Source organism: Flagellimonas sp. S3867 (assembly GCF_014698935.1).
In the GTDB taxonomy this organism is placed as follows: domain Bacteria; phylum Bacteroidota; class Bacteroidia; order Flavobacteriales; family Flavobacteriaceae; genus Flagellimonas.
On record NZ_JACVMN010000003.1, the window covers coordinates 445,758 to 463,270 of the forward strand.

Annotated in this window: 21 protein-coding genes; 10 read left to right on the forward strand and 11 right to left on the reverse strand. The window is 38.2% G+C overall.

Annotation, left to right across the window (positions count from 1 at the left end):
* Positions 1 to 18: 18 nt before the first annotated feature.
* Both queA and rlmN read left to right on the forward strand, forming a co-directional pair.
* On the forward strand, positions 19 to 1,068 hold the full coding sequence (gene queA / locus IAG46_RS15365; protein WP_190811270.1) for a tRNA preQ1(34) S-adenosylmethionine ribosyltransferase-isomerase QueA: 1,050 nt from the start codon (positions 19 to 21) through the stop codon (positions 1,066 to 1,068).
* A gap of 80 nt (positions 1,069 to 1,148) precedes the next feature.
* Complete coding sequence (gene rlmN, locus IAG46_RS15370; protein ID WP_190811271.1) at positions 1,149 to 2,189, forward strand: 23S rRNA (adenine(2503)-C(2))-methyltransferase RlmN; 1,041 nt, start codon at positions 1,149 to 1,151, stop codon at positions 2,187 to 2,189.
* A gap of 23 nt (positions 2,190 to 2,212) precedes the next feature.
* On the opposite strand, the gene IAG46_RS15375 is transcribed toward rlmN, so the two are convergent.
* Complete coding sequence (locus IAG46_RS15375; RefSeq protein WP_190811272.1) at positions 2,213 to 2,350, reverse strand: hypothetical protein; 138 nt, start codon at positions 2,348 to 2,350, stop codon at positions 2,213 to 2,215.
* Between the two features lie 31 nt (positions 2,351 to 2,381).
* Between IAG46_RS15375 and IAG46_RS15380 the strand changes: the two genes are divergently transcribed.
* The 4 genes from IAG46_RS15380 to IAG46_RS15395 all read left to right on the forward strand — a co-directional run bounded on the left by IAG46_RS15380 (position 2,382) and on the right by IAG46_RS15395 (position 5,957).
* A complete protein-coding gene (locus IAG46_RS15380) occupies positions 2,382 to 3,359 on the forward strand; it encodes a polyprenyl synthetase family protein (protein ID WP_190811273.1) in 978 nt (325 codons plus the stop codon).
* Positions 3,360 to 3,491: 132 nt separating this feature from the next.
* The gene (locus IAG46_RS15385) at positions 3,492 to 4,064 is read left to right on the forward strand and encodes an RNA polymerase sigma factor (protein ID WP_190811274.1); all 573 of its coding nucleotides are present in this window, start codon (positions 3,492 to 3,494) and stop codon (positions 4,062 to 4,064) included.
* A 9-nt stretch (positions 4,065 to 4,073) separates the two neighbouring features.
* Positions 4,074 to 4,799 (forward strand): hypothetical protein, encoded by a 726-nt coding sequence (locus IAG46_RS15390; protein WP_190811275.1) that lies wholly within the window; start codon positions 4,074 to 4,076, stop codon positions 4,797 to 4,799.
* Between the two features lie 87 nt (positions 4,800 to 4,886).
* On the forward strand, positions 4,887 to 5,957 hold the full coding sequence (locus tag IAG46_RS15395; protein ID WP_190811276.1) for a hypothetical protein: 1,071 nt from the start codon (positions 4,887 to 4,889) through the stop codon (positions 5,955 to 5,957).
* Positions 5,958 to 6,047: 90 nt separating this feature from the next.
* Here IAG46_RS15395 and IAG46_RS15400 read toward each other — a convergent pair whose 3' ends face one another.
* The 5 genes from IAG46_RS15400 to IAG46_RS15420 all read right to left on the reverse strand — a co-directional run bounded on the left by IAG46_RS15400 (position 6,048) and on the right by IAG46_RS15420 (position 9,320).
* Positions 6,048 to 6,284 carry a zinc-ribbon domain-containing protein gene (locus IAG46_RS15400; protein ID WP_190811277.1) on the reverse strand — a complete coding sequence of 79 codons (237 nt, stop codon included), beginning with the start codon at positions 6,282 to 6,284 and terminating at the stop codon, positions 6,048 to 6,050.
* A 70-nt stretch (positions 6,285 to 6,354) separates the two neighbouring features.
* Positions 6,355 to 6,690, reverse strand: coding sequence for a DUF6150 family protein (locus IAG46_RS15405; RefSeq protein WP_190811278.1), 336 nt, complete (start codon positions 6,688 to 6,690; stop codon positions 6,355 to 6,357).
* 195 nt (positions 6,691 to 6,885) lie between these two features.
* Positions 6,886 to 7,770, reverse strand: coding sequence for a bile acid:sodium symporter family protein (locus IAG46_RS15410; protein ID WP_190811279.1), 885 nt, complete (start codon positions 7,768 to 7,770; stop codon positions 6,886 to 6,888).
* 74 nt (positions 7,771 to 7,844) lie between these two features.
* Positions 7,845 to 8,726 (reverse strand): hypothetical protein, encoded by an 882-nt coding sequence (locus IAG46_RS15415; protein WP_190811280.1) that lies wholly within the window; start codon positions 8,724 to 8,726, stop codon positions 7,845 to 7,847.
* A 12-nt stretch (positions 8,727 to 8,738) separates the two neighbouring features.
* The gene (locus IAG46_RS15420; protein ID WP_190811281.1) at positions 8,739 to 9,320 is read right to left on the reverse strand and encodes a hypothetical protein; all 582 of its coding nucleotides are present in this window, start codon (positions 9,318 to 9,320) and stop codon (positions 8,739 to 8,741) included.
* Between the two features lie 152 nt (positions 9,321 to 9,472).
* On the opposite strand from IAG46_RS15420, the gene dnaG reads away from it, so the two are divergent.
* Positions 9,473 to 11,446 (forward strand): DNA primase, encoded by a 1,974-nt coding sequence (dnaG, locus tag IAG46_RS15425; RefSeq protein WP_190811282.1) that lies wholly within the window; start codon positions 9,473 to 9,475, stop codon positions 11,444 to 11,446.
* A gap of 54 nt (positions 11,447 to 11,500) precedes the next feature.
* Here dnaG and IAG46_RS15430 read toward each other — a convergent pair whose 3' ends face one another.
* Both IAG46_RS15430 and nadE read right to left on the reverse strand, forming a co-directional pair.
* Positions 11,501 to 12,130, reverse strand: coding sequence for a response regulator transcription factor (locus tag IAG46_RS15430; RefSeq protein WP_190811283.1), 630 nt, complete (start codon positions 12,128 to 12,130; stop codon positions 11,501 to 11,503).
* 155 nt (positions 12,131 to 12,285) lie between these two features.
* On the reverse strand, positions 12,286 to 13,074 hold the full coding sequence (gene nadE / locus IAG46_RS15435; protein ID WP_190811284.1) for an NAD(+) synthase: 789 nt from the start codon (positions 13,072 to 13,074) through the stop codon (positions 12,286 to 12,288).
* Between the two features lie 66 nt (positions 13,075 to 13,140).
* Between nadE and gldB the strand changes: the two genes are divergently transcribed.
* Positions 13,141 to 14,130, forward strand: a complete 990-nt coding sequence (gldB, locus tag IAG46_RS15440) for a gliding motility lipoprotein GldB (RefSeq protein WP_190811285.1) — start codon at positions 13,141 to 13,143, stop codon at positions 14,128 to 14,130.
* Positions 14,131 to 14,463, forward strand: coding sequence for a gliding motility protein GldC (gene gldC / locus IAG46_RS15445; protein WP_190811286.1), 333 nt, complete (start codon positions 14,131 to 14,133; stop codon positions 14,461 to 14,463).
* 3 nt (positions 14,464 to 14,466) lie between these two features.
* Here the strand turns inward: gldC and IAG46_RS15450 are convergent, their stop codons facing one another.
* Positions 14,467 to 14,967: a hypothetical protein gene (locus IAG46_RS15450; RefSeq protein WP_190811287.1), complete on the reverse strand. Its 501-nt coding sequence runs from the start codon at positions 14,965 to 14,967 to the stop codon at positions 14,467 to 14,469.
* Between the two features lie 196 nt (positions 14,968 to 15,163).
* Here IAG46_RS15450 and IAG46_RS15455 point away from each other — a divergent pair, with 196 nt between their 5' ends.
* On the forward strand, positions 15,164 to 15,538 hold the full coding sequence (locus tag IAG46_RS15455; RefSeq protein WP_190811288.1) for a GTPase: 375 nt from the start codon (positions 15,164 to 15,166) through the stop codon (positions 15,536 to 15,538).
* On the opposite strand, the gene IAG46_RS15460 is transcribed toward IAG46_RS15455, so the two are convergent.
* Together IAG46_RS15460 and IAG46_RS15465 are read right to left on the reverse strand one after the other, a co-directional pair.
* Positions 15,535 to 16,650: a helix-turn-helix domain-containing protein gene (locus IAG46_RS15460; RefSeq protein ID WP_190811289.1), complete on the reverse strand. Its 1,116-nt coding sequence runs from the start codon at positions 16,648 to 16,650 to the stop codon at positions 15,535 to 15,537. The two genes, IAG46_RS15455 and IAG46_RS15460, sit on opposite strands and share 4 nt — an antisense overlap.
* A gap of 47 nt (positions 16,651 to 16,697) precedes the next feature.
* The gene (locus IAG46_RS15465) at positions 16,698 to 17,393 is read right to left on the reverse strand and encodes a hypothetical protein (protein WP_190811290.1); all 696 of its coding nucleotides are present in this window, start codon (positions 17,391 to 17,393) and stop codon (positions 16,698 to 16,700) included.
* Positions 17,394 to 17,513 lie beyond the last annotated feature (120 nt).

A 17,513-nucleotide genomic window follows, 5' to 3' on the forward strand; every position in this document is an offset into this window, starting at 1 on the left:
CATCCTAATAAAGCCTACATGAAATTATCAAACTTCAACTTTGAATTACCTGATGAATTATTGGCGGAGTATCCTGCTGAAAACAGGGACGAATCCAAGCTGATGGTGATTCATCGCGAAACTGGAAAAATTGAACACAAAATGTTCAAGGACCTAATCGATTATTTTGATGAAGGAGACGTGATGGTCTTGAACAATACCAAAGTATTTCCAGCGAGATTATACGGAAATAAAGAAAAAACTGGGGCTCGTATCGAGGTTTTTCTTTTGCGCGAGTTAAACCAAGAACAGCGTCTTTGGGATGTTTTGGTAGATCCAGCCAGAAAGATTCGTATAGGAAACAAATTGTATTTCGGGGAAGATGAGAGTTTGGTGGCTGAAGTTATCGACAATACAACCTCTAGAGGAAGAACATTACGTTTCCTTTATGATGGGTCTTATACCGATTTTAGAAGAAAACTTCGAGAATTGGGTCAAACACCTTTACCAAAATACATCAAAAGAGATGTTGAGCCAGAAGATGAAGAACGTTACCAGACCATTTATGCGAAATATGAAGGAGCGGTAGCCGCACCAACAGCTGGTCTACACTTTTCAAAACATTTGTTGAAAAGATTGGAAATCAAAGGACTTGATTTTGCTGAAGTAACACTGCATGTAGGATTGGGAACCTTTAATCCTGTTGAGGTAGAAGACCTATCCAAACACAAGATGGATAGTGAAGAATTGGTGATTGATGAAAAGGCAACCGAAATCGTAAACAGCGCCAAGGAAAACAAGAAACGTATTTGTGCTGTAGGAACCACTGTGATGAGAGGTTTGGAAAGCGCAGTTTCATCGGAGCATACGCTGAATACATTTGAAGGTTGGACCAACAAATTTGTTTTCCCCCCGTATGAGTTCAGTATTGCGAATTGCATGATTACCAATTTTCATTTGCCAAAGTCAACCCTATTAATGATGGTTTCGGCATTTATTGGTCATGATCTAATGAAAAAAGCATATAAACAGGCCATTTTAGAGGGGTATCGTTTTTACTCCTACGGAGATGCCATGCTGATTATTTAAAAAACTTTACAAAAGTTAACCATAATAGAAATCCCGTTTGGTAAAAACCTTACGGGATTTTTCTTGACTATATTTGATCCGTGGAAGTAAAAAAGAAGGATATACGCGCACTTTCAAAAGAACAGCTTCGCAGCTTTTTCGAAGAGCAGGGCGACAAACCCTTTCGTGGAAACCAGGTGTATGAGTGGTTATGGCAGAAATCGGCACACTCCTTCGATGGAATGACAAATATTTCCAAAGAGACCCGGAAGATGCTCGAAGATAATTTTGTCATCAACCACATTCAGGTAGACCAGATGCAACGGAGTTCTGACGGGACAATTAAGAATGCGGTTCGACTCCACGATGGATTGATTGTCGAATCTGTACTGATTCCTACGGACACAAGAACAACAGCATGCGTGTCCAGTCAAGTTGGATGCAGCTTGGATTGCAAATTTTGCGCTACAGCACGGTTAAAACGAATGCGCAACCTTAATCCAGATGAAATTTATGATCAGGTGGTTGCCATCGACAAAGAAAGTAGATTGTATTTCAATCGACCGTTGAGCAATATTGTGTTTATGGGCATGGGTGAACCCTTGATGAATTACAAGAATGTACTTAAGGCCATTGAAAAAATAACTTCCCCAGAAGGACTTGGAATGTCTCCCAAACGAATCATTGTTTCTACATCAGGTGTACCAAAAATGATTAGAAAAATGGCAGACGAAGAGGTTAAATTTGGATTGGCCGTTTCATTGCATTCCGCTATAGACGAAGTGAGAACCTCCATTATGCCCTTCAATGCCACATTTCCACTCAAAGATTTAAGAGAAGCCTTGGAGTATTGGTACAGCAAGACCAAAAACAGGATTACCTACGAATATGTAATCTGGGAAGGTATCAATGACACGCCTGAAGCCGCCAATGCCTTGGTCAAATTCTGCAAATTCGCCCCGTCAAAAGTCAACTTAATCGAATACAATCCCATTGACGATGGAGAGTTCCAACAAGCATCTGCAGACGCAGTCGAGATGTACACCAATATATTGGAACGAAACGGAATTACAGTAACTGTTAGACAATCTAGGGGCAAAGACATTGATGCCGCTTGTGGACAGTTGGCCAATAAAAGCTAAATTCAATTATCAATTATCAATTATCAATTATCATTGTCCATTGTTAGTTGTAGTAGTCCATTGACCGCTTCGTGTTGTAGATTATCGATGGTTTTACCCGACCGACCTAAATATGAAAGATTCTGACCATCAACTCTTTCATTTTCCCTACTTTTAGACATTCAAAACCGAATTCACCAAACCAGGGTTGCATTGAAGGTAGTTTCGCAAATTAGGGAGCCCATAGAGCAGGAAATGGAGCTTTTCGAAGAAAAGTTCTTAAAATCCATGTCATCTAAAGTGGCCCTTTTCAATCGTATTACATATTACATTGTAAACCGTAAAGGAAAACAAATGCGTCCCATGTTTGTTTTTCTTACCGCCAAACTGATCAATGGTGGCAAGGTTAACGACCGCACCTATTGTGGAGCCTCCATTATCGAATTGATACATACAGCAAGCTTGGTGCATGACGATGTTGTGGACGACAGTAATAAACGAAGGGGCTTTTTCTCCATTAACGCCCTTTGGAAAAACAAGATTGCGGTTTTGGTGGGAGATTTCCTTTTTTCAAAAGGAGTTTTGGTAGCCTTGGAGAACAAAGATTATGATCTTCTCCATATCATTTCCAACGCGGTCAAGGATATGAGTGAGGGTGAACTCCTTCAGATTGAAAAAGCACGCTTGCTCGACATAACCGAAGAAGTATACTATAGTATTATACGCCAAAAGACAGCTACCTTAATTGCTGCTTGTTGTAGCATGGGTGCCTGCTCTGTAAAACCCGATTCCGAACATGTTGAAACTTTTAGAAGGTTCGGGGAGCTCTGCGGAATGGCCTTCCAAATCAAGGACGACCTTTTCGATTATGGCGCCGCTAAAATCGGAAAACCTACCGGGATAGATATTAAGGAACAGAAAATGACTTTGCCTCTAATTTACGCACTCAACAAAAGTGATAGTGAAAAAAAGCGTTGGTTGATCAATTCCGTAAAAAACCATAACAAGGACAAAAAAAGGGTCAAAGAAGTAATCGCCTATGTAAAAGAAATGGGTGGACTGGAATACGCTGTGACCAAAATGCTTGAGTTTAAAGATGAAGCATTGTCTTTGTTAGATAACTACCCAGATTCTGATTACAAAAGTGCCCTTACTCTTATGGTCAACTATGTTGTGGACCGCAAAAAATAATATCGACATAGTTTTTACGTGAATGAGTCACCCTGAGTTTGTCGAAGGATAGGCACTAAAAAATTCCGGTCCAGGCAACCTTTTTAGAATTCACCTCGTCTATCTTTATAGAAACAAAACCGAGAACCACTTTTGAAGATTATTTCTTTATATAATAACGAGAAGCAGTTGATCAAAAGATCAATTTCGGGCAATCGGCAAGCACAACAATTTCTTTATGAGAAACATGCCCCGAAAATGTTGAGCATTTGCAGACAATATGTAAAGGATGTACAGTTTGCAGAAGACGTTATGATAAATGGCTTTGTGAAGGTTTTTGAAAATTTGGATTCGTTCCAACATCGGGGAAGTTTTGAAGGTTGGATACGGAAAATAATGGTGAGGGAGAGTATTTCATACTTGCGCAAAAAACAGTTTGTGGTCTATGATGATGAGATATTGGAATCTAGACCCAAAGAATCAGATGATAGTGCATCCATATTGGATGAAGAATATGTGCAGCAATTGATAGATAACCTGCCCGAGGGATATAAAATGGTGTTTTTGCTCTATGCGATAGAAGGATACAAACACCATGAAATAGCTAAAATATTGGAAATTTCAGAAGGCACATCGAAATCACAGCTGTTCAAGGCACGAAAAATGCTCCAAGAAAATTTAAAATTAAAAGGAATATCACCTCAAGTGAAGACTAGGGGGCAATAGTTTAGTATCATGGAAAAGTTGGAAAAACATATCAAAAAAACTTTGGAAGAACGGAGAATTGTTCCGTCTGCCCAAGCTTGGGACAAGGTTTCTGGCCAGTTTAAGGTACCCGAAAAGCATTCAAACAATAGATGGTTTATGTATTCAGTGGCTGCCAGTTTTATCGGAATAATTTTGGTTTCCGTATTCTTTTTCCAAACAAAGAAGCCATTTGAAAACACTCCGCAAGTTGTAGATAAAGAAAATCCACAAGAAGAATCTGTCCAACCAGGCAATGATAATCTGGTTCCATTGGAAATGGAGCAAAATCAAAACGAGGTTACTGAAACTGACATGAAAAATATACCAGTCGAAAATTCAGATTTAGCCCAGATTGCATCCGTAACATCCAAAGAAACGATATCCGAAACAGCCAGTAATCAACCTTTAAAGGATGATATCTTAAAAACTCCAGATGGCTTGATAGCCCAAAAAGTAAATGAAGTGGTGGCCCAAGTTACATTGTTGGAAAATATGAACAATGAGGTTAGTGATGTAGAGATTGACTCTCTTTTAAGAGCAGCTCAACGACAAATTCTTTCAGACAAAATATTTAAATCGGACAAAGTTGATGCCATGGCATTGTTGACCGAAGTGGAGGATGAACTGGACGAGTCCTTTAGGGATCAAATATTTGACGCCCTTAAAGATGGCTACGTTAAACTACGAACCGCCGTCGCCGACCGGAACAATTAAAAATATTCATCAATCAAAAGACCTTTTTACTTTCCCTTCCCCTTTTTTGGGAAGGGGAGGAAAGAAGGGATAAAATCAAAATCAATCATGAGAAATATTACACTGTTTTTCGCAGTAATGTTATTGTCTTTACTTAGTCAAAACCTCTTTGGACAAGAAGGGTATAAACGAGAAATAGAGGACTTAAAGACACAAAAGGAGCAAATTGTACAACAGGAAAAGGAAGCGCTAAAACAAGAAGTAAAAGATATTAACCGGCGAATGGAACGCGGAGCCTTGACTTCTGAGGAAGCAAAGCTCCTAAAGGCTGAAGTGGCCAGAAAAAGAGCTTTAAATATTGAAAATCGCGTTGCCATTATAGAAAATAAGATACTATTGGTTCAAAGAAACCAAGGTCAGCTTTTGACTTTGACGGAAACAGACTCCATAGATGGTTCCCGGGTAAGATTTGGAATCGATATTGACGGCAAGCGGGCTTTCTCCTTCAAAAGTCGTAGACATGATAGAGAAATCACTTATGACAGACGTACCTACTCCGATTTTGTTTTTGCGATTGGACTAAACAATGCAATTATCGATGGACAATCTTTGGATGATTCTCCTTATAAAGTTGGTGGAAGTCGCTTTTTTGAAATGGGGTGGCAATGGCGAACACGAGTTTTTAGAAATTCTAATTGGTTACGTTTCCATTATGGTTTTTCTTTTCAGTTTAATGGTCTAAAACCAGATGACAATCAAATTTTTGTCCAAAATGGTAATCAAACCACTCTGGAGGAATTTGAGTTTGACTTGGATAAGTCAAAACTACGGATGGACAATTTGGTTTTTCCTGTTCATTTTGAATTTGGTCCTTCCCGATTCCGAGAAACCGAAAAAAGTGTTCGATATTCTATTCAAGATCAAGTTAGGTTTGGAATTGGAGGCTACGGTGGTTTCAATTTGGGAACTCGTCAAAAATTAAAATACTCCCGTGATGGGCAGCAGGTAAAAGATAAATTCAAAAGGGATTATAATACCACCGACCTGATTTACGGGCTCAGCGCATATGCCGGATATGATGGGGTGCTGTTGTATGTGAAATATGATTTGAATCCCATATTTAAGGATGCTGTTGTAGAACAACGAAACATTTCCTTGGGCCTTCGGTTCGATTTATAACCAATCAACCTCTATATTATCAATTCGAGCGAAGTCGAGAATTTAATCCACCACTCGGCTTTGTTCGTTTTGACTTCATGCGCGAGAATTTTAAATCGCTCTTTTCATTTCAGGTGAGAATTCTTCATTATAAAACCCTCTTTTACAATGCGAACATTCTGCAAATTGCGAAGTTTTCAATTTAAAAATGGGAATCCAGAACAAGTGCACATAATTGGCTTGCGAAACGGCGGTCAATGTTCCCGTTTGGGTACAATGCGGACAAGAAACATTAAATAATGTTTTGGTTTCTTTTTTACCTGATTTTGTACCAAAGAAGAGAATCATAGTATTGCAAATCTAAAGTACTTTCAAAAAACTTCAATGAAAAGGATTTGAAAAGTGGAGTATTTAAATGTCAATACATTAAGTACTGCTTTGATTTATCCTTCCAACCAGACTTATAGTCTGAATCCACAAAATAAACTTTGAGATCAGCTTTGTAATCCGCGTCAACAAAGTAAATTTTCTTTTGTGATTTATATTCCGCATCGGTAAAGTACCACTTGCCATTATTTTCTTTGGCTTTGTAAGCCGCATCTACCTTGTATACTAAAAGATCGGCCTTATACTCTTGATTGACCACGTAGATTTTTACATCGGCTTTATAATCTTGGTCAGTGGAGTAAACTTTTTGTGCATTTAAACCATCAATGCCGAACAAGAACAGAACTAGAGGAAGTAATACTTTCATATTCCGAATTTTAATAGTAAGCTATCAAAGCAACAATATAATGGGTTTTTTATATCAAGTTTTGTTCCAAAAGATGGAATCATGGTCGTTTAAAAGAGTTTCATTGGCGATTTTGCCAAAAAGAAGATTATTGAAAAGTTAGCAATCTGCTTGTTAAATTGGCAGATAAGAAGGTTTACAATTAGGCATGGTATATTATTGGCCTAGATTGGGTTTCAATTCCTTGCGCCTCCCTAATGTCCACATCAAAATCCCTCCTGTTGCGAACATCCATATGGAATAAGCACCTGTAGGAATTCCCATTTCTATATTGTTTAGGATCGTGGTTGCAATTACAAAGGCAAGAGTGCCATTCTGAATGCCACTTTCCACTGTAATTGAAATGGCATCTTTTAGATTCAGTCGAAGAAATTTGGCGGTCAAATATCCCATTCCCATGGTACCAATGTTAAGGAGCAATGTAACTGGGCCAACTTTTTTCATGGCTTCCCCGAGCAGACTGAAATTGGCCGCGATCACTGCAATAAATATGAGAGTAAAAATGACAGTCGAGGCAATTCGCATTGGCCGTTCCATTTTATGGGCAAAATCAGGTTTTAATCGACGAATAATCATACCCATGGAAATAGGTACTACTGTAATTACCATTATTTGTAGAATCGTATCCAAAATAGGAAGTTTTATCACAATGTCACCCCCACTACCAAAGTGATTTAAGGCATATGAAATAATAAAAGGAATGGTGAGTATGCTTATGAAACTGGCGATGGCGGTTAAAGTTACAGAGAGTGCAATATTACCTTTACAAACCTGAGTAATAAGGTTGCTGGTAGGGCCACCGGGACAAGCTGCCAAGATCATAATGCCAACCGCCATGGTGGAATCTAAATTAAAAGCCCAGGCGAGAAAAAAACCAATAAGAGGCAAAAAAATGAGTTGATTGGTAAGGCCCAATAAAACTCCTTTAGGATATTTTGCAATTCTAGCAAAATCAGCAGGGACTAAAGTCATTCCCATTCCGAGCATAATAATTGCGAGAGATAGCGGAAGTGCCACTTTTGTCAATATGGTAGTGATCATAGGTTGGTTATTTCTATTTTAAATGGTGAGGTTGTATTGGGCAAAGTACAATTTATTTGAAGATGATCAGTTGTTTATTGCTCCACAATGGGAACCAGCCCCCGAACTCCCATATCCACCACCACATCGCCTTCGGTGGGTTCAAAGCTGCCATTGGCATTACCATCTACCCACTCAAAGCTATTATTGACGGAGATAGAGCATATAATGACAACATCTTCGGTTTCATTGCCAGTAATTTCGAATGGAGTTATGAAAGATCCCGTCACCAAACAAGAACCGGGAGGAATTGGAGAAAATTCACTAATAGGATTTGGAACCGTTGTGGCATTGGGTGGAGCTTGCCCTTCCAAAACGGAAATTCTGGGAATATCAGCTTCAAAAGCCCAATACCCTTGCAATTTATTACCGTTCACTGCTACTGCCTGATTCTTCACCTCGAAGGATTCGATATAGGTATTGGCACCAACAAAGGATGCAATGGTTCCGGTAAAGCCCAAATTTTGCGCCCGAAATGCAATGTCGTAGTTTTGATAGGAAAGCGATATCCGTAAATATTGGTAAGTTCCGGATTCGATACTCCGTAAATCCGTTTCATAGAAAATTTCGCCATCCGAGGCGTACAGTGCTTGATCAAAATCTATGGCTTCGGACCCACCTTTGCTGGTCACGGGACTTTCATACACCAAGGTGCCATTGTAAGCTGGAATGTCATTTTTTTTGGCCAATTCGATATAATGTGCACCCATAAGATTAAAAGTTGGGGTTTGGGCGGCGTGCCCTTCAGGGATGGATTGGGGTTCGCCAAAATTCCCCAAACGTTCTTGGTCAGGGTCGAATTTAAATTTAAAGATGAGTTTGGGACTGATAGGGGTATTTTTATCAGTGCTGCAAGATGTAACAATGGCTGTAGTTGTGAAGATTGTGAATAAGATTTTCGAGTATAACAGCTTCATTTCTTGTGGTATTTAGTCATTTCCATTGAAATATTGAATTTGTTTAAGGATATCATTAACAAAAACCAGAATCATTTGGTCATCCGTTAATTCATTCGATTTAGTATTAAGAAAAATCCGCTTTATAGAATTTCCAACGGAATCTTTAGAAACTTCCATTTTTTCTTGGGAAATACTTAGATTATTGTGAATTGAATCTATATGAAGGAAATTCAAAGGTAAACCTTGGTACTGAACTTTCATATCGCTTAAATCTAGATGAGTGAAGTATACTATTGAATTAGAATAGTTGAATCTAGATTTACCAATAAAAAATGTTGCAATTGTATCACCATCTCCAAATTCATCTTTGGAGTGAATAACGGAATCGATAACTTTAAATTTGGTATTGAAATCAACAAGACTTGAATTGGTTATATAATTTTCTCCAATGGTTAACTTTGAAAGTTCTGCATAGTTAATAACTTCCACTTTTTTCACTGAGTCATTTGCTTTTGCAGGAATTGATTTTTTAATTTTTGCATTGCTACTTTGTTCGAATTGATTACAGGCAATTAAACTAAAAAGAGAAAAAATGAATAAAAAAAACCTCATGGCGGTGATTTATTTTGTTCATATAATATCTTAAGAATCTACCATTAATTTTACCCGTAACTAATGAAAGTCCAATATGATCTGACCAAAAATCCATTTCTAGGAAAATTTCGTTTTTTGGTTACCTTTAATGGCTATTATAAAACGCTGATTTGATTTCAAAAACCACCATAGACCAAGTTTACGAAACCGCCCGTTTAGAGGAGGTCATCGGGGATTTTGTACAGTTGAAGAAATCGGGTTCCAATTTTAAGGGACTGAGCCCTTTTACCGATGAGCGTACTCCCAGTTTTATGGTCTCACCGGTAAAGCAGATTTGGAAGGATTTTAGTAGTGGCAAGGGGGGCAATGTGGTTGCATTTTTAATGGAACACGAGCATTTTACATACCCCGAGGCCATAAAATACCTCGCCAAAAAGTACAATATTGAAATTGAGGAGACGGAACAGTCCGATGAACAGAAGGAGCAGGCCAATGAGCGGGAAAGTATGTACTTGGTATCTGAATATGCCCAGAAAAATTTTGCAGAAACCCTTTGGGATTCCGAACCAGGAAAAGCCATTGGACTCACATATTTTAAGGAACGTGGTTTTACGGATGATACGATTAAAAAATTCGGATTGGGTTATGCTCTTGATGAGTGGGAAGCCTTTACCAAAACCGCGTTGGAAAATGGATATCAGCTAGAATTTTTGCAAAAAACCGGTTTGACCATTGTTAAGGAGCAGGCAGGGGGAGAGTCCAGAAAATTTGACCGTTTTAAAGGACGGGTCCTATTTCCTATTCATTCCATGAGTGGACGGGTGCTCGGTTTTGGTGGAAGAATATTGACCAACGACAAGAAAGCGGCCAAATACTTGAACTCTCCTGAAAGCGAAATTTATCATAAAAGCAAAGTGCTCTATGGTATCTATTTTGCTAAACAGGCCATTGCCAAAGAGGATAATTGCTATTTGGTGGAAGGCTATACCGATGTGATTCAATTTTATCAACGGGGTGTACAAAATGTAGTGGCTTCCAGTGGAACTGCTTTGACTCCAGAACAAATCCGACTGATCAATCGGCTTACCAAGAACATCACGGTTCTTTTTGATGGAGATGCTGCGGGTCTAAGGGCTTCGCTTCGAGGAATAGACCTGATCTTGGAACAGGGGATGAACGTTAAGGTGTGCAGTTTCCCCGAAGGGGAGGACCCCGACAGTTTTGCCAAGAGCAACACCTATGAGGATTTAGTGCTTTATTTGGAAGAGAACGCAAAGGATTTTATCCAGTTCAAGACCTCTCTTTTAGCCAAGGAAGCAGCCAATGATCCTATAAAACGTGCTGATACGGTAAGGGACATTGTGAATAGTATCAGCAAGATTCCCGATCGCATAAAAAAGGAGATCTATATTCAGGAATGTGCTAAAATAATGCAGATTTCAGAAGAGGTGCTCTATAATACATTGGCCCAAATTGAAAAAAAGGGGTTTACCGACGCCTCAAAGAAGCTTAAACAAGAGCAAAAGGCTTTTGAAGTAGTAAAAAACGAACAGACCGTTGAAAAAGTAGATGTTCAGTACGAATTAGAGCGGAAGATCATTGAAATGCTCCTTTTATACGGAAATCAAAAACAGGAGTTTGAGGATTTGGTACTGAAGGAAAATGAAGAAGGCGATTTGGTGCTAGAACCAGAGGTTGTTGAAGCCAGGGTATATGAGAAGGTATACCTTGACCTTCAGGAGGATGAAATTGAGTTAACGAACGAGCAGTTTAGGACAATCTACTATAAACTTATTGAGGACCTGAACGAGAGTGAAGATTTTGCTGTAAACACATTTCTGTCCAATTTAGATCAAGAAATGGTTAGTGAGGTCTCTTCTATTTTGATGGAAGAGGAAAAATATGCTTTGGATGATTGGACCCGAAAGGATATTTATCCCAAAGAGAAACAGCAAGGAGTGGCCCAGTTGGTAGGGGAGACGATCCTAACTTTGCGATGCAACTTGATAAAAAATCGCATTTTGAAACTTCAGAAAAGTACAGAAGACAACAATGGGGATAACTCTGAGGTATTGGAAGAAATTGTCAATTATTTGCAACTCAACAAATTGCTGAATGCTAAATTGAATAGAGTACTTTCCTAAAAACAAAAACCCCGAGTTAATACCCGAGATTTTCATCAGTTTGAACTGGTTATTTTAATAAAGCTCCAACGCTTTTGCTTGTTGCAAAAGATCTACCAAATTGTCCACATTCAATTTTTTCATTAAACGTGCCTTATAGGTGCTTACGGTTTTTTCGTTTAGGTTTAACCCTTCGGCAACTTCCTTGTTACGTTTTCCGCTGGCTAGAAGTTTTAGTACTTCAACTTCACGGGAGGATAACTTTCTAAAGAACCTTCGAGGTTTTTGTGTTCCCTCATCAAACGCTAGGCGCTGGGCCAATTCATTGGTGATGAACATGTTGCCTTCGCTTACTTTGCGAACAGCAGTGATAATGTAATCCAAATCGGCAGACTTTGCTAGATAACCGAAGGCTCCTGCACGAATGGTGCTTAGGGCATAGACATCTTCAGATTGTCCACTGTACATTAGGGTTTTTACGTTGGGGAACTCCTGTTTCATTTTTCTAAGGGTAGCAATCCCATTGATTTCAGGAATATCCATTTCGAGCATTACAACATCCGGAGAGACTTTCTCCAAAAGCTCAAATAGTTCAGAAGTGGTAGAAACATCAGCAATGACTTCAATATCTGAACTAGATTCGAGCACCTGCTTAATGCCGAGTCGAACTATGGGATGGTTGTCAGCTATTAATACTTTAATCATTTGGTTTGAGTTTTATTCGTGTTTAGTACTTAATTACTTACGCGGCGTGGCGAGCAAGATAACAATTTGTAAGCGTAAAACTCTGTAATTTTTCTTAAAACCATAGAATTTCTATGGTTTTTTTCGTCTTAAGCTGGGATTTTTAGGTTGAAAGGTCATTTTAAGTGCTCAGGGATTTCACAAATGGGTATAGGAATCATCTTATGCTTATTAGATGTATTAAACTTTTTATAGATAGAGAATACTTCCATTTTTCTGTGAGAAAAATCGTCAACTGTTTTTCCGTTATTTTCCATTTCCATGGCCCATTCCAGTTCTGGATAAGATGCGCCAATTTGATCTTCATCTGTTCTGCTGTCACCCCAAAGCCCGTCGGTTGGAGCGGCATTCATAATATCTTGGTTAACACCCAATACCTTGCCCAGTGCGTAGACCTCTGTTTTTAATAGGTCGGCAATTGGACTAAGATCTACACCTCCATCACCATATTTGGTATAGAATCCGATACCAAAATCTTCTACTTTATTGCCGGTCCCGGCTACCAAATACCCTTTTAAGGCCGCAAAGTAGTATAATGTGGTCATGCGCAACCTTGCCCTAGTATTGGCTAGCGACATAAACCGCTCTTCTTCGCTATCAACTTTTGGAAAGGATTCGACCAGGCTATCGAACACCGGGGTAAGGTTTACCTCTTGGCGTGCGGTATTTGGGAAATGCTCAATGAGCCACTCAATATGCCTATCAGCTCGGGTTACTTGATTTTTTCCTTGGTGAATGGGCATTTCCAAACATAAAAGGTCAAGACCGGTCTTGGCACATAGCGTGGAGGTGACAGCAGAATCTATTCCACCGGAAATACCTATAACAAAACCTTTGCACTTTGCCTTTGTGGCATAATCCTTTAACCACTCAACAATGTGTTCTATTACCTTTTCGGTTTGCATGCCTTTCTTTTTAGATTCAATAAATTACCTTTGTTGGCTGTAAATTTAAACGCTGTTGTGTTAAAAATGAAGAGGTTGTCAAAATACTTGGACTTTCACCCGCATATCCTTTTACTTTTTCTGATTTCAACGCTGTATTTGGCATGTAAGGAAGTTGATAAGACCGAAGAATCAATTGCCAAAATTCCTATTGACCTGACCATTTCACGTTTTGATAGAGAGTTTGCCCGTGCAGAGCCAGATGGGATTTCGTTATTAAAAAGTAAATATCCCTATTTGTTTCCATCTCAGTTTCCAGATAGTATTTGGGTGGCCAAACTCACGGATACCATACAGCTAGAGCTATCTCAAGAAGTTGATAAGGCTTTTGGCGATTTCACAGAACAATCCACGGATTTGGAGTCGCTTTTTCGGCATATTACCTATTATTTCCCAAAATTCAACATTCCAAAGGTGGTTACGGTTACTTCCGACGTCCGATACAACGACAGAATAATATTGACAGATACCCTTTTATTGGTTGGATTGGATAATTATTTGGGTGCACAACACCATTTTTACGAAGGTATTCAACGTTATATAGCTGCCGGGCTAGATGAAAAATACCTTACCTCTGATGTGGCAAGTGCCTTTGCCAAGAAAGTGTTGAAATATCCAAGAAATCGAACATTCTTATCAAGAATGGTACATTATGGTAAAGAATTATACTTGAAGGACAAGTTGCTTCCACAGATTACCGATGCCCAAAAAATTGGATATACAGATGAAGAAATACAATGGGCAAGGGAAAATGAAGAGCAAATGTGGCGCTACTTCGTGGAAAACGAATTGCTTTATAGTACAAAATCTGAATTGGATAGGCGTTTTTTGGATCCAGCCCCATTTTCAAAATTTAGACTAGAGTTGGATAGTGAATCACCAGGCAGAGTGGGACGGTACATAGGATGGCAAATTGTAAGAGCCTTTATGGATAAAAATGATATTACCTTACAGCAATTGTTGGGCTTGCCTGCCGACGAAATTTTTAATAAATCAAAATACAAACCAAGAAAATAGATGGCGATAGCACATACTTCTGAAATAAAACTAACGGTAGGATTGGATGAAAATCGTGTTCCTGAAACGCTGACATGGTCGGCTGAAGATGGAGGCGTGGAAAATGAGGATGCAAAAGCAATGATGCTTTCGGTCTGGGATAGTAAGAATAGAGAATCCTTAAAAATAGATTTGTGGACCAAGGAAATGCCAGTGGATGAGATGAAGATCTTTTTTCATCAAACCCTGGTAACCATGGCGGATACTTTTATGAAGGCTACACAGGATGAGAAAATGACCGCTACGATGAAAGATTTTTGCGAATACTTCGCGGAAAAATTGGAGCTTAAATAAACCTTATGGATCTAACTGTTGATCCAGTCTATAGAACAAATCCTTGTTAGGCCCTTTTAGATTTAAGTCACGAACAATTTTTTGTTTTGTAGGCCTGATTAGAAAAAAATACAATAAGATTGTTGATGATAGGAGAAGGAAAATGAGATTTTTGTTGATGCAAAAAGAGACGATTCCGAATAAAATAGCAGATTCAATCAAAGCATAATTAATAATCGAAGCTGTTTGAAACTGGACCAACTGGTGCTTAAGAGCTGCTGTAGGTGGAATGTTTTTGACGGACTGTTTATAAATAAAATGTCCTATAAATATGCATACTAAGGCAAAAACAGGAACAACAATTAAGAACATGTTGTCCACTTCCCTAAAACTAAAATGGGTGTTTGGTATTGCCCGATAAGCAAGTATCCCAAAAACAATGCAGCTAATTGCCAGCCCCAAATGTATGACGGACAAGTTCCAAATAAATCCACCGGGCGTGGTTTGATTGGGTTGTTTTTCCATACAAATGATTCTAGGGTTCCTTAATATATAAAGGAATGTAAAATAATCATAACACTTATGTGTCAATTGATTAAACCCTTATGTGAAATAAAAGATATAGGGTTTGGTTTGATATTTTTAATAGGTGGGTGCAAAATACAAAGCTGTTATTGTCAATTATGGATCCTTTTTAAGACTAATCCGTATATTTTGAGCAATGAAAAGGGAAAAAACAGCCAAACTCTTATTTGTCTACAATGCTAATTCAGGAATACGAAATACCATTCTAGATAGTATGCATAAGGTTTTTAGCCCTTCTACATATGAATGCAACCTTTGCGACATTACCTTTGGAATTGTTTCTGAAAACAAAACATGGAAAAAGTTCAGGCAGGAAAGTCAATATAAGATGGTGTTCCTCCACAAAGATGAATTTGCTAGAGCATATGGATCTAAATTGGTAAATAAATTCACCCTTCCCATTGTACTTTCCGATAGCGAAAAAGGATTGAAAATTTTCATTTCTACCGAAGAATTAAATCAATTAAAGACAGCCCAAGATTTAGTCGAGTCAATAGAGAAGCAAACCTAGAGTTGTGAGATAGATTGATTAAAATATTCCTTCGGCGATGTGCCCATCAGTTTCTTAAAAGATTTATTGAACGTAGTTTTTGAGTTAAACCCAGCTTCTTGGGCTAGTCCAAAAAACGTTAAGTTTTTGGCTTTATCAGATTGTGCCAATGCTACAAATTCTTTGATTCTGTAATAATTGATGTATTCAAAAAAATTCATTCCAATACGTTCATTCAACAGTCGAGCAATTTCTGGATTGCTGATACCGAGCATTTCTGAAAGTTCAGACTTTACCAATTTTCTGTTGAGGTATGGTTTTTTCTCAATCATCAACTCTTCTAACCGGATTTTCAGATTATCGAGCTCTGCTATAGAAAGTTTTGACTGTTGGTACTTTCTTGGTTTCACCTGCTCGCCTACCTTAAATAGTTCCGGTTCTTTCATGCCATAATAGGTTATAAAAAGAATAATTAGGGCAATACTCAACCAAATGGTTCTGCGTGCTGTTCTTTCCAAAGTATTGTGTTCCAAAGTGCTTACCAAGTATATGATTAGCCAACTTACAAGGCATAATCCTATTGCAATAAGAAAATTTGAGAAAAATCGTGTCTTAATTGCATAGCTAAGCTCGTTGCGCAATTTCTTTTTGGTCACAAAAAAGAGGCGGCAGCTCAATATCCAATATGTAATATTAAATGCTAGTCCGATACCAACAAGCAAAGTAATTGTTCGATTTAGTTCGCCACTTTTAAATCTTTCCCCGATCACCTGGTCAGAAGGTATCATGAAATAGAAAATGATGATGAGTATATAAATTGTACCGGGGAGATAGTGAAGCAATTCCATTGCCTCAAATTTTTTCCCGGTAAGGGATGAACGGGTAAACAGATAAATGGTAGAGCCGAACATTAAGATTGAAAATTCGGAAAATGCATAGAAACGAAAGTTCTCCTCAAAAAGTTCTGAGATAGAAATAATACGGCCTGTTAAACCTATCGCCAATAGCAACACCAAAAAAACCAAATAGCCATTAATGTTTTTTCGGTTATTAGGAGAAAAAGCATAAATGAACAGTAAAAAGAGGCATTGGAAGTAAGCGAAATATACGAACTGGTTAATTACTGTTTGCATGGTGCTAAAGTAAGCAGACCATTGTTAAATGATCTGCTCGGTTGTTGTTAAAGAATAAATTGATTTACATGCTCCACAACCTTGTGGTCCATAGCCAAATTGGACTTAAGGAATGCATTAAAGGCAGCTTCATTTTCCCATTCTGTAATAATTAAACAATCTGGGTTGTAATAATACCCAAAAGGTGAAGCTCCATTAACAAGGGCTACTTTTATTTTGGCACCTTGTTGTTTTGCTTTGCTTGACCATTTATTTATAAATGGGTCAATAGATTTCCCTTCCTTTTTCCAATAGGAGGTGACCACATTGTACTTATTGGAATTTATCTCAAATGAAAGATCTTCTTTCAACTCCCAGTAGGTAAGTGCAAACGTTGACCATAGATCTCTTCTTCGCTTATGGAAATCTGGGAGTACATTTTCAATTTCGACAAGAAACTTGGATCTACTATCCAAAGTGTTCCAATAACCGAAAATCATACTTTGGGGATGATAATTTCCTTGTGTGGATTTTTTAATGGAAAAACCAGGTTGTTTGTTGTACCCATTTTTAATCGCTACAGGAAATGCTAGTTTAAAATATTCTTGCAGCAAATCGCCCTTATCCGGTTTTTGATTTAAAAAAATAATATCGAAAACCTGTCCCTTTTTAAAATTGAAAGCGATTTTCTTTTCTTGAGCAATTGTGGTTGAAACACAAAGGATCAATAAGAGTGTAGGGAATTGTTTTTTTAATGATTTCATAAGAATGTAATTTTGTTTGGCCAAATGTAATGGAGGAATACGCCTGAATTAAAAGAAAATAGGACGCAAAACGTACATATACCGTAAGCGTACTACATAAAACTTAAGATGGCTAAATAT

What these genes read in the sequence shown, in the direction of transcription:
- IAG46_RS15465 (WP_190811290.1), bottom strand. Translation starts at nt 17,393, where the DNA reads ATGAAATCATTAAAAAAACAATTCCCTACACTCTTATTGATCCTTTGT.
- IAG46_RS15450 (WP_190811287.1), bottom strand. Translation starts at nt 14,967, where the DNA reads ATGGAAAAACAACCCAATCAAACCACGCCCGGTGGATTTATTTGGAAC.
- nadE (WP_190811284.1), bottom strand. Translation starts at nt 13,074, where the DNA reads ATGCAAACCGAAAAGGTAATAGAACACATTGTTGAGTGGTTAAAGGAT.
- IAG46_RS15395 (WP_190811276.1), top strand. Translation starts at nt 4,887, where the DNA reads ATGAGAAATATTACACTGTTTTTCGCAGTAATGTTATTGTCTTTACTT.
- IAG46_RS15400 (WP_190811277.1), bottom strand. Translation starts at nt 6,284, where the DNA reads ATGATTCTCTTCTTTGGTACAAAATCAGGTAAAAAAGAAACCAAAACA.
- IAG46_RS15430 (WP_190811283.1), bottom strand. Translation starts at nt 12,130, where the DNA reads ATGATTAAAGTATTAATAGCTGACAACCATCCCATAGTTCGACTCGGC.
- queA (WP_190811270.1), top strand. Translation starts at nt 19, where the DNA reads ATGAAATTATCAAACTTCAACTTTGAATTACCTGATGAATTATTGGCG.
- IAG46_RS15375 (WP_190811272.1), bottom strand. Translation starts at nt 2,350, where the DNA reads ATGTCTAAAAGTAGGGAAAATGAAAGAGTTGATGGTCAGAATCTTTCA.
- IAG46_RS15455 (WP_190811288.1), top strand. Translation starts at nt 15,164, where the DNA reads ATGAAAAGGGAAAAAACAGCCAAACTCTTATTTGTCTACAATGCTAAT.
- IAG46_RS15420 (WP_190811281.1), bottom strand. Translation starts at nt 9,320, where the DNA reads ATGAGGTTTTTTTTATTCATTTTTTCTCTTTTTAGTTTAATTGCCTGT.
- gldC (WP_190811286.1), top strand. Translation starts at nt 14,131, where the DNA reads ATGGCGATAGCACATACTTCTGAAATAAAACTAACGGTAGGATTGGAT.
- gldB (WP_190811285.1), top strand. Translation starts at nt 13,141, where the DNA reads ATGAAGAGGTTGTCAAAATACTTGGACTTTCACCCGCATATCCTTTTA.
- IAG46_RS15415 (WP_190811280.1), bottom strand. Translation starts at nt 8,726, where the DNA reads ATGAAGCTGTTATACTCGAAAATCTTATTCACAATCTTCACAACTACA.
- IAG46_RS15405 (WP_190811278.1), bottom strand. Translation starts at nt 6,690, where the DNA reads ATGAAAGTATTACTTCCTCTAGTTCTGTTCTTGTTCGGCATTGATGGT.
- IAG46_RS15410 (WP_190811279.1), bottom strand. Translation starts at nt 7,770, where the DNA reads ATGATCACTACCATATTGACAAAAGTGGCACTTCCGCTATCTCTCGCA.
- IAG46_RS15390 (WP_190811275.1), top strand. Translation starts at nt 4,074, where the DNA reads ATGGAAAAGTTGGAAAAACATATCAAAAAAACTTTGGAAGAACGGAGA.
- IAG46_RS15460 (WP_190811289.1), bottom strand. Translation starts at nt 16,650, where the DNA reads ATGCAAACAGTAATTAACCAGTTCGTATATTTCGCTTACTTCCAATGC.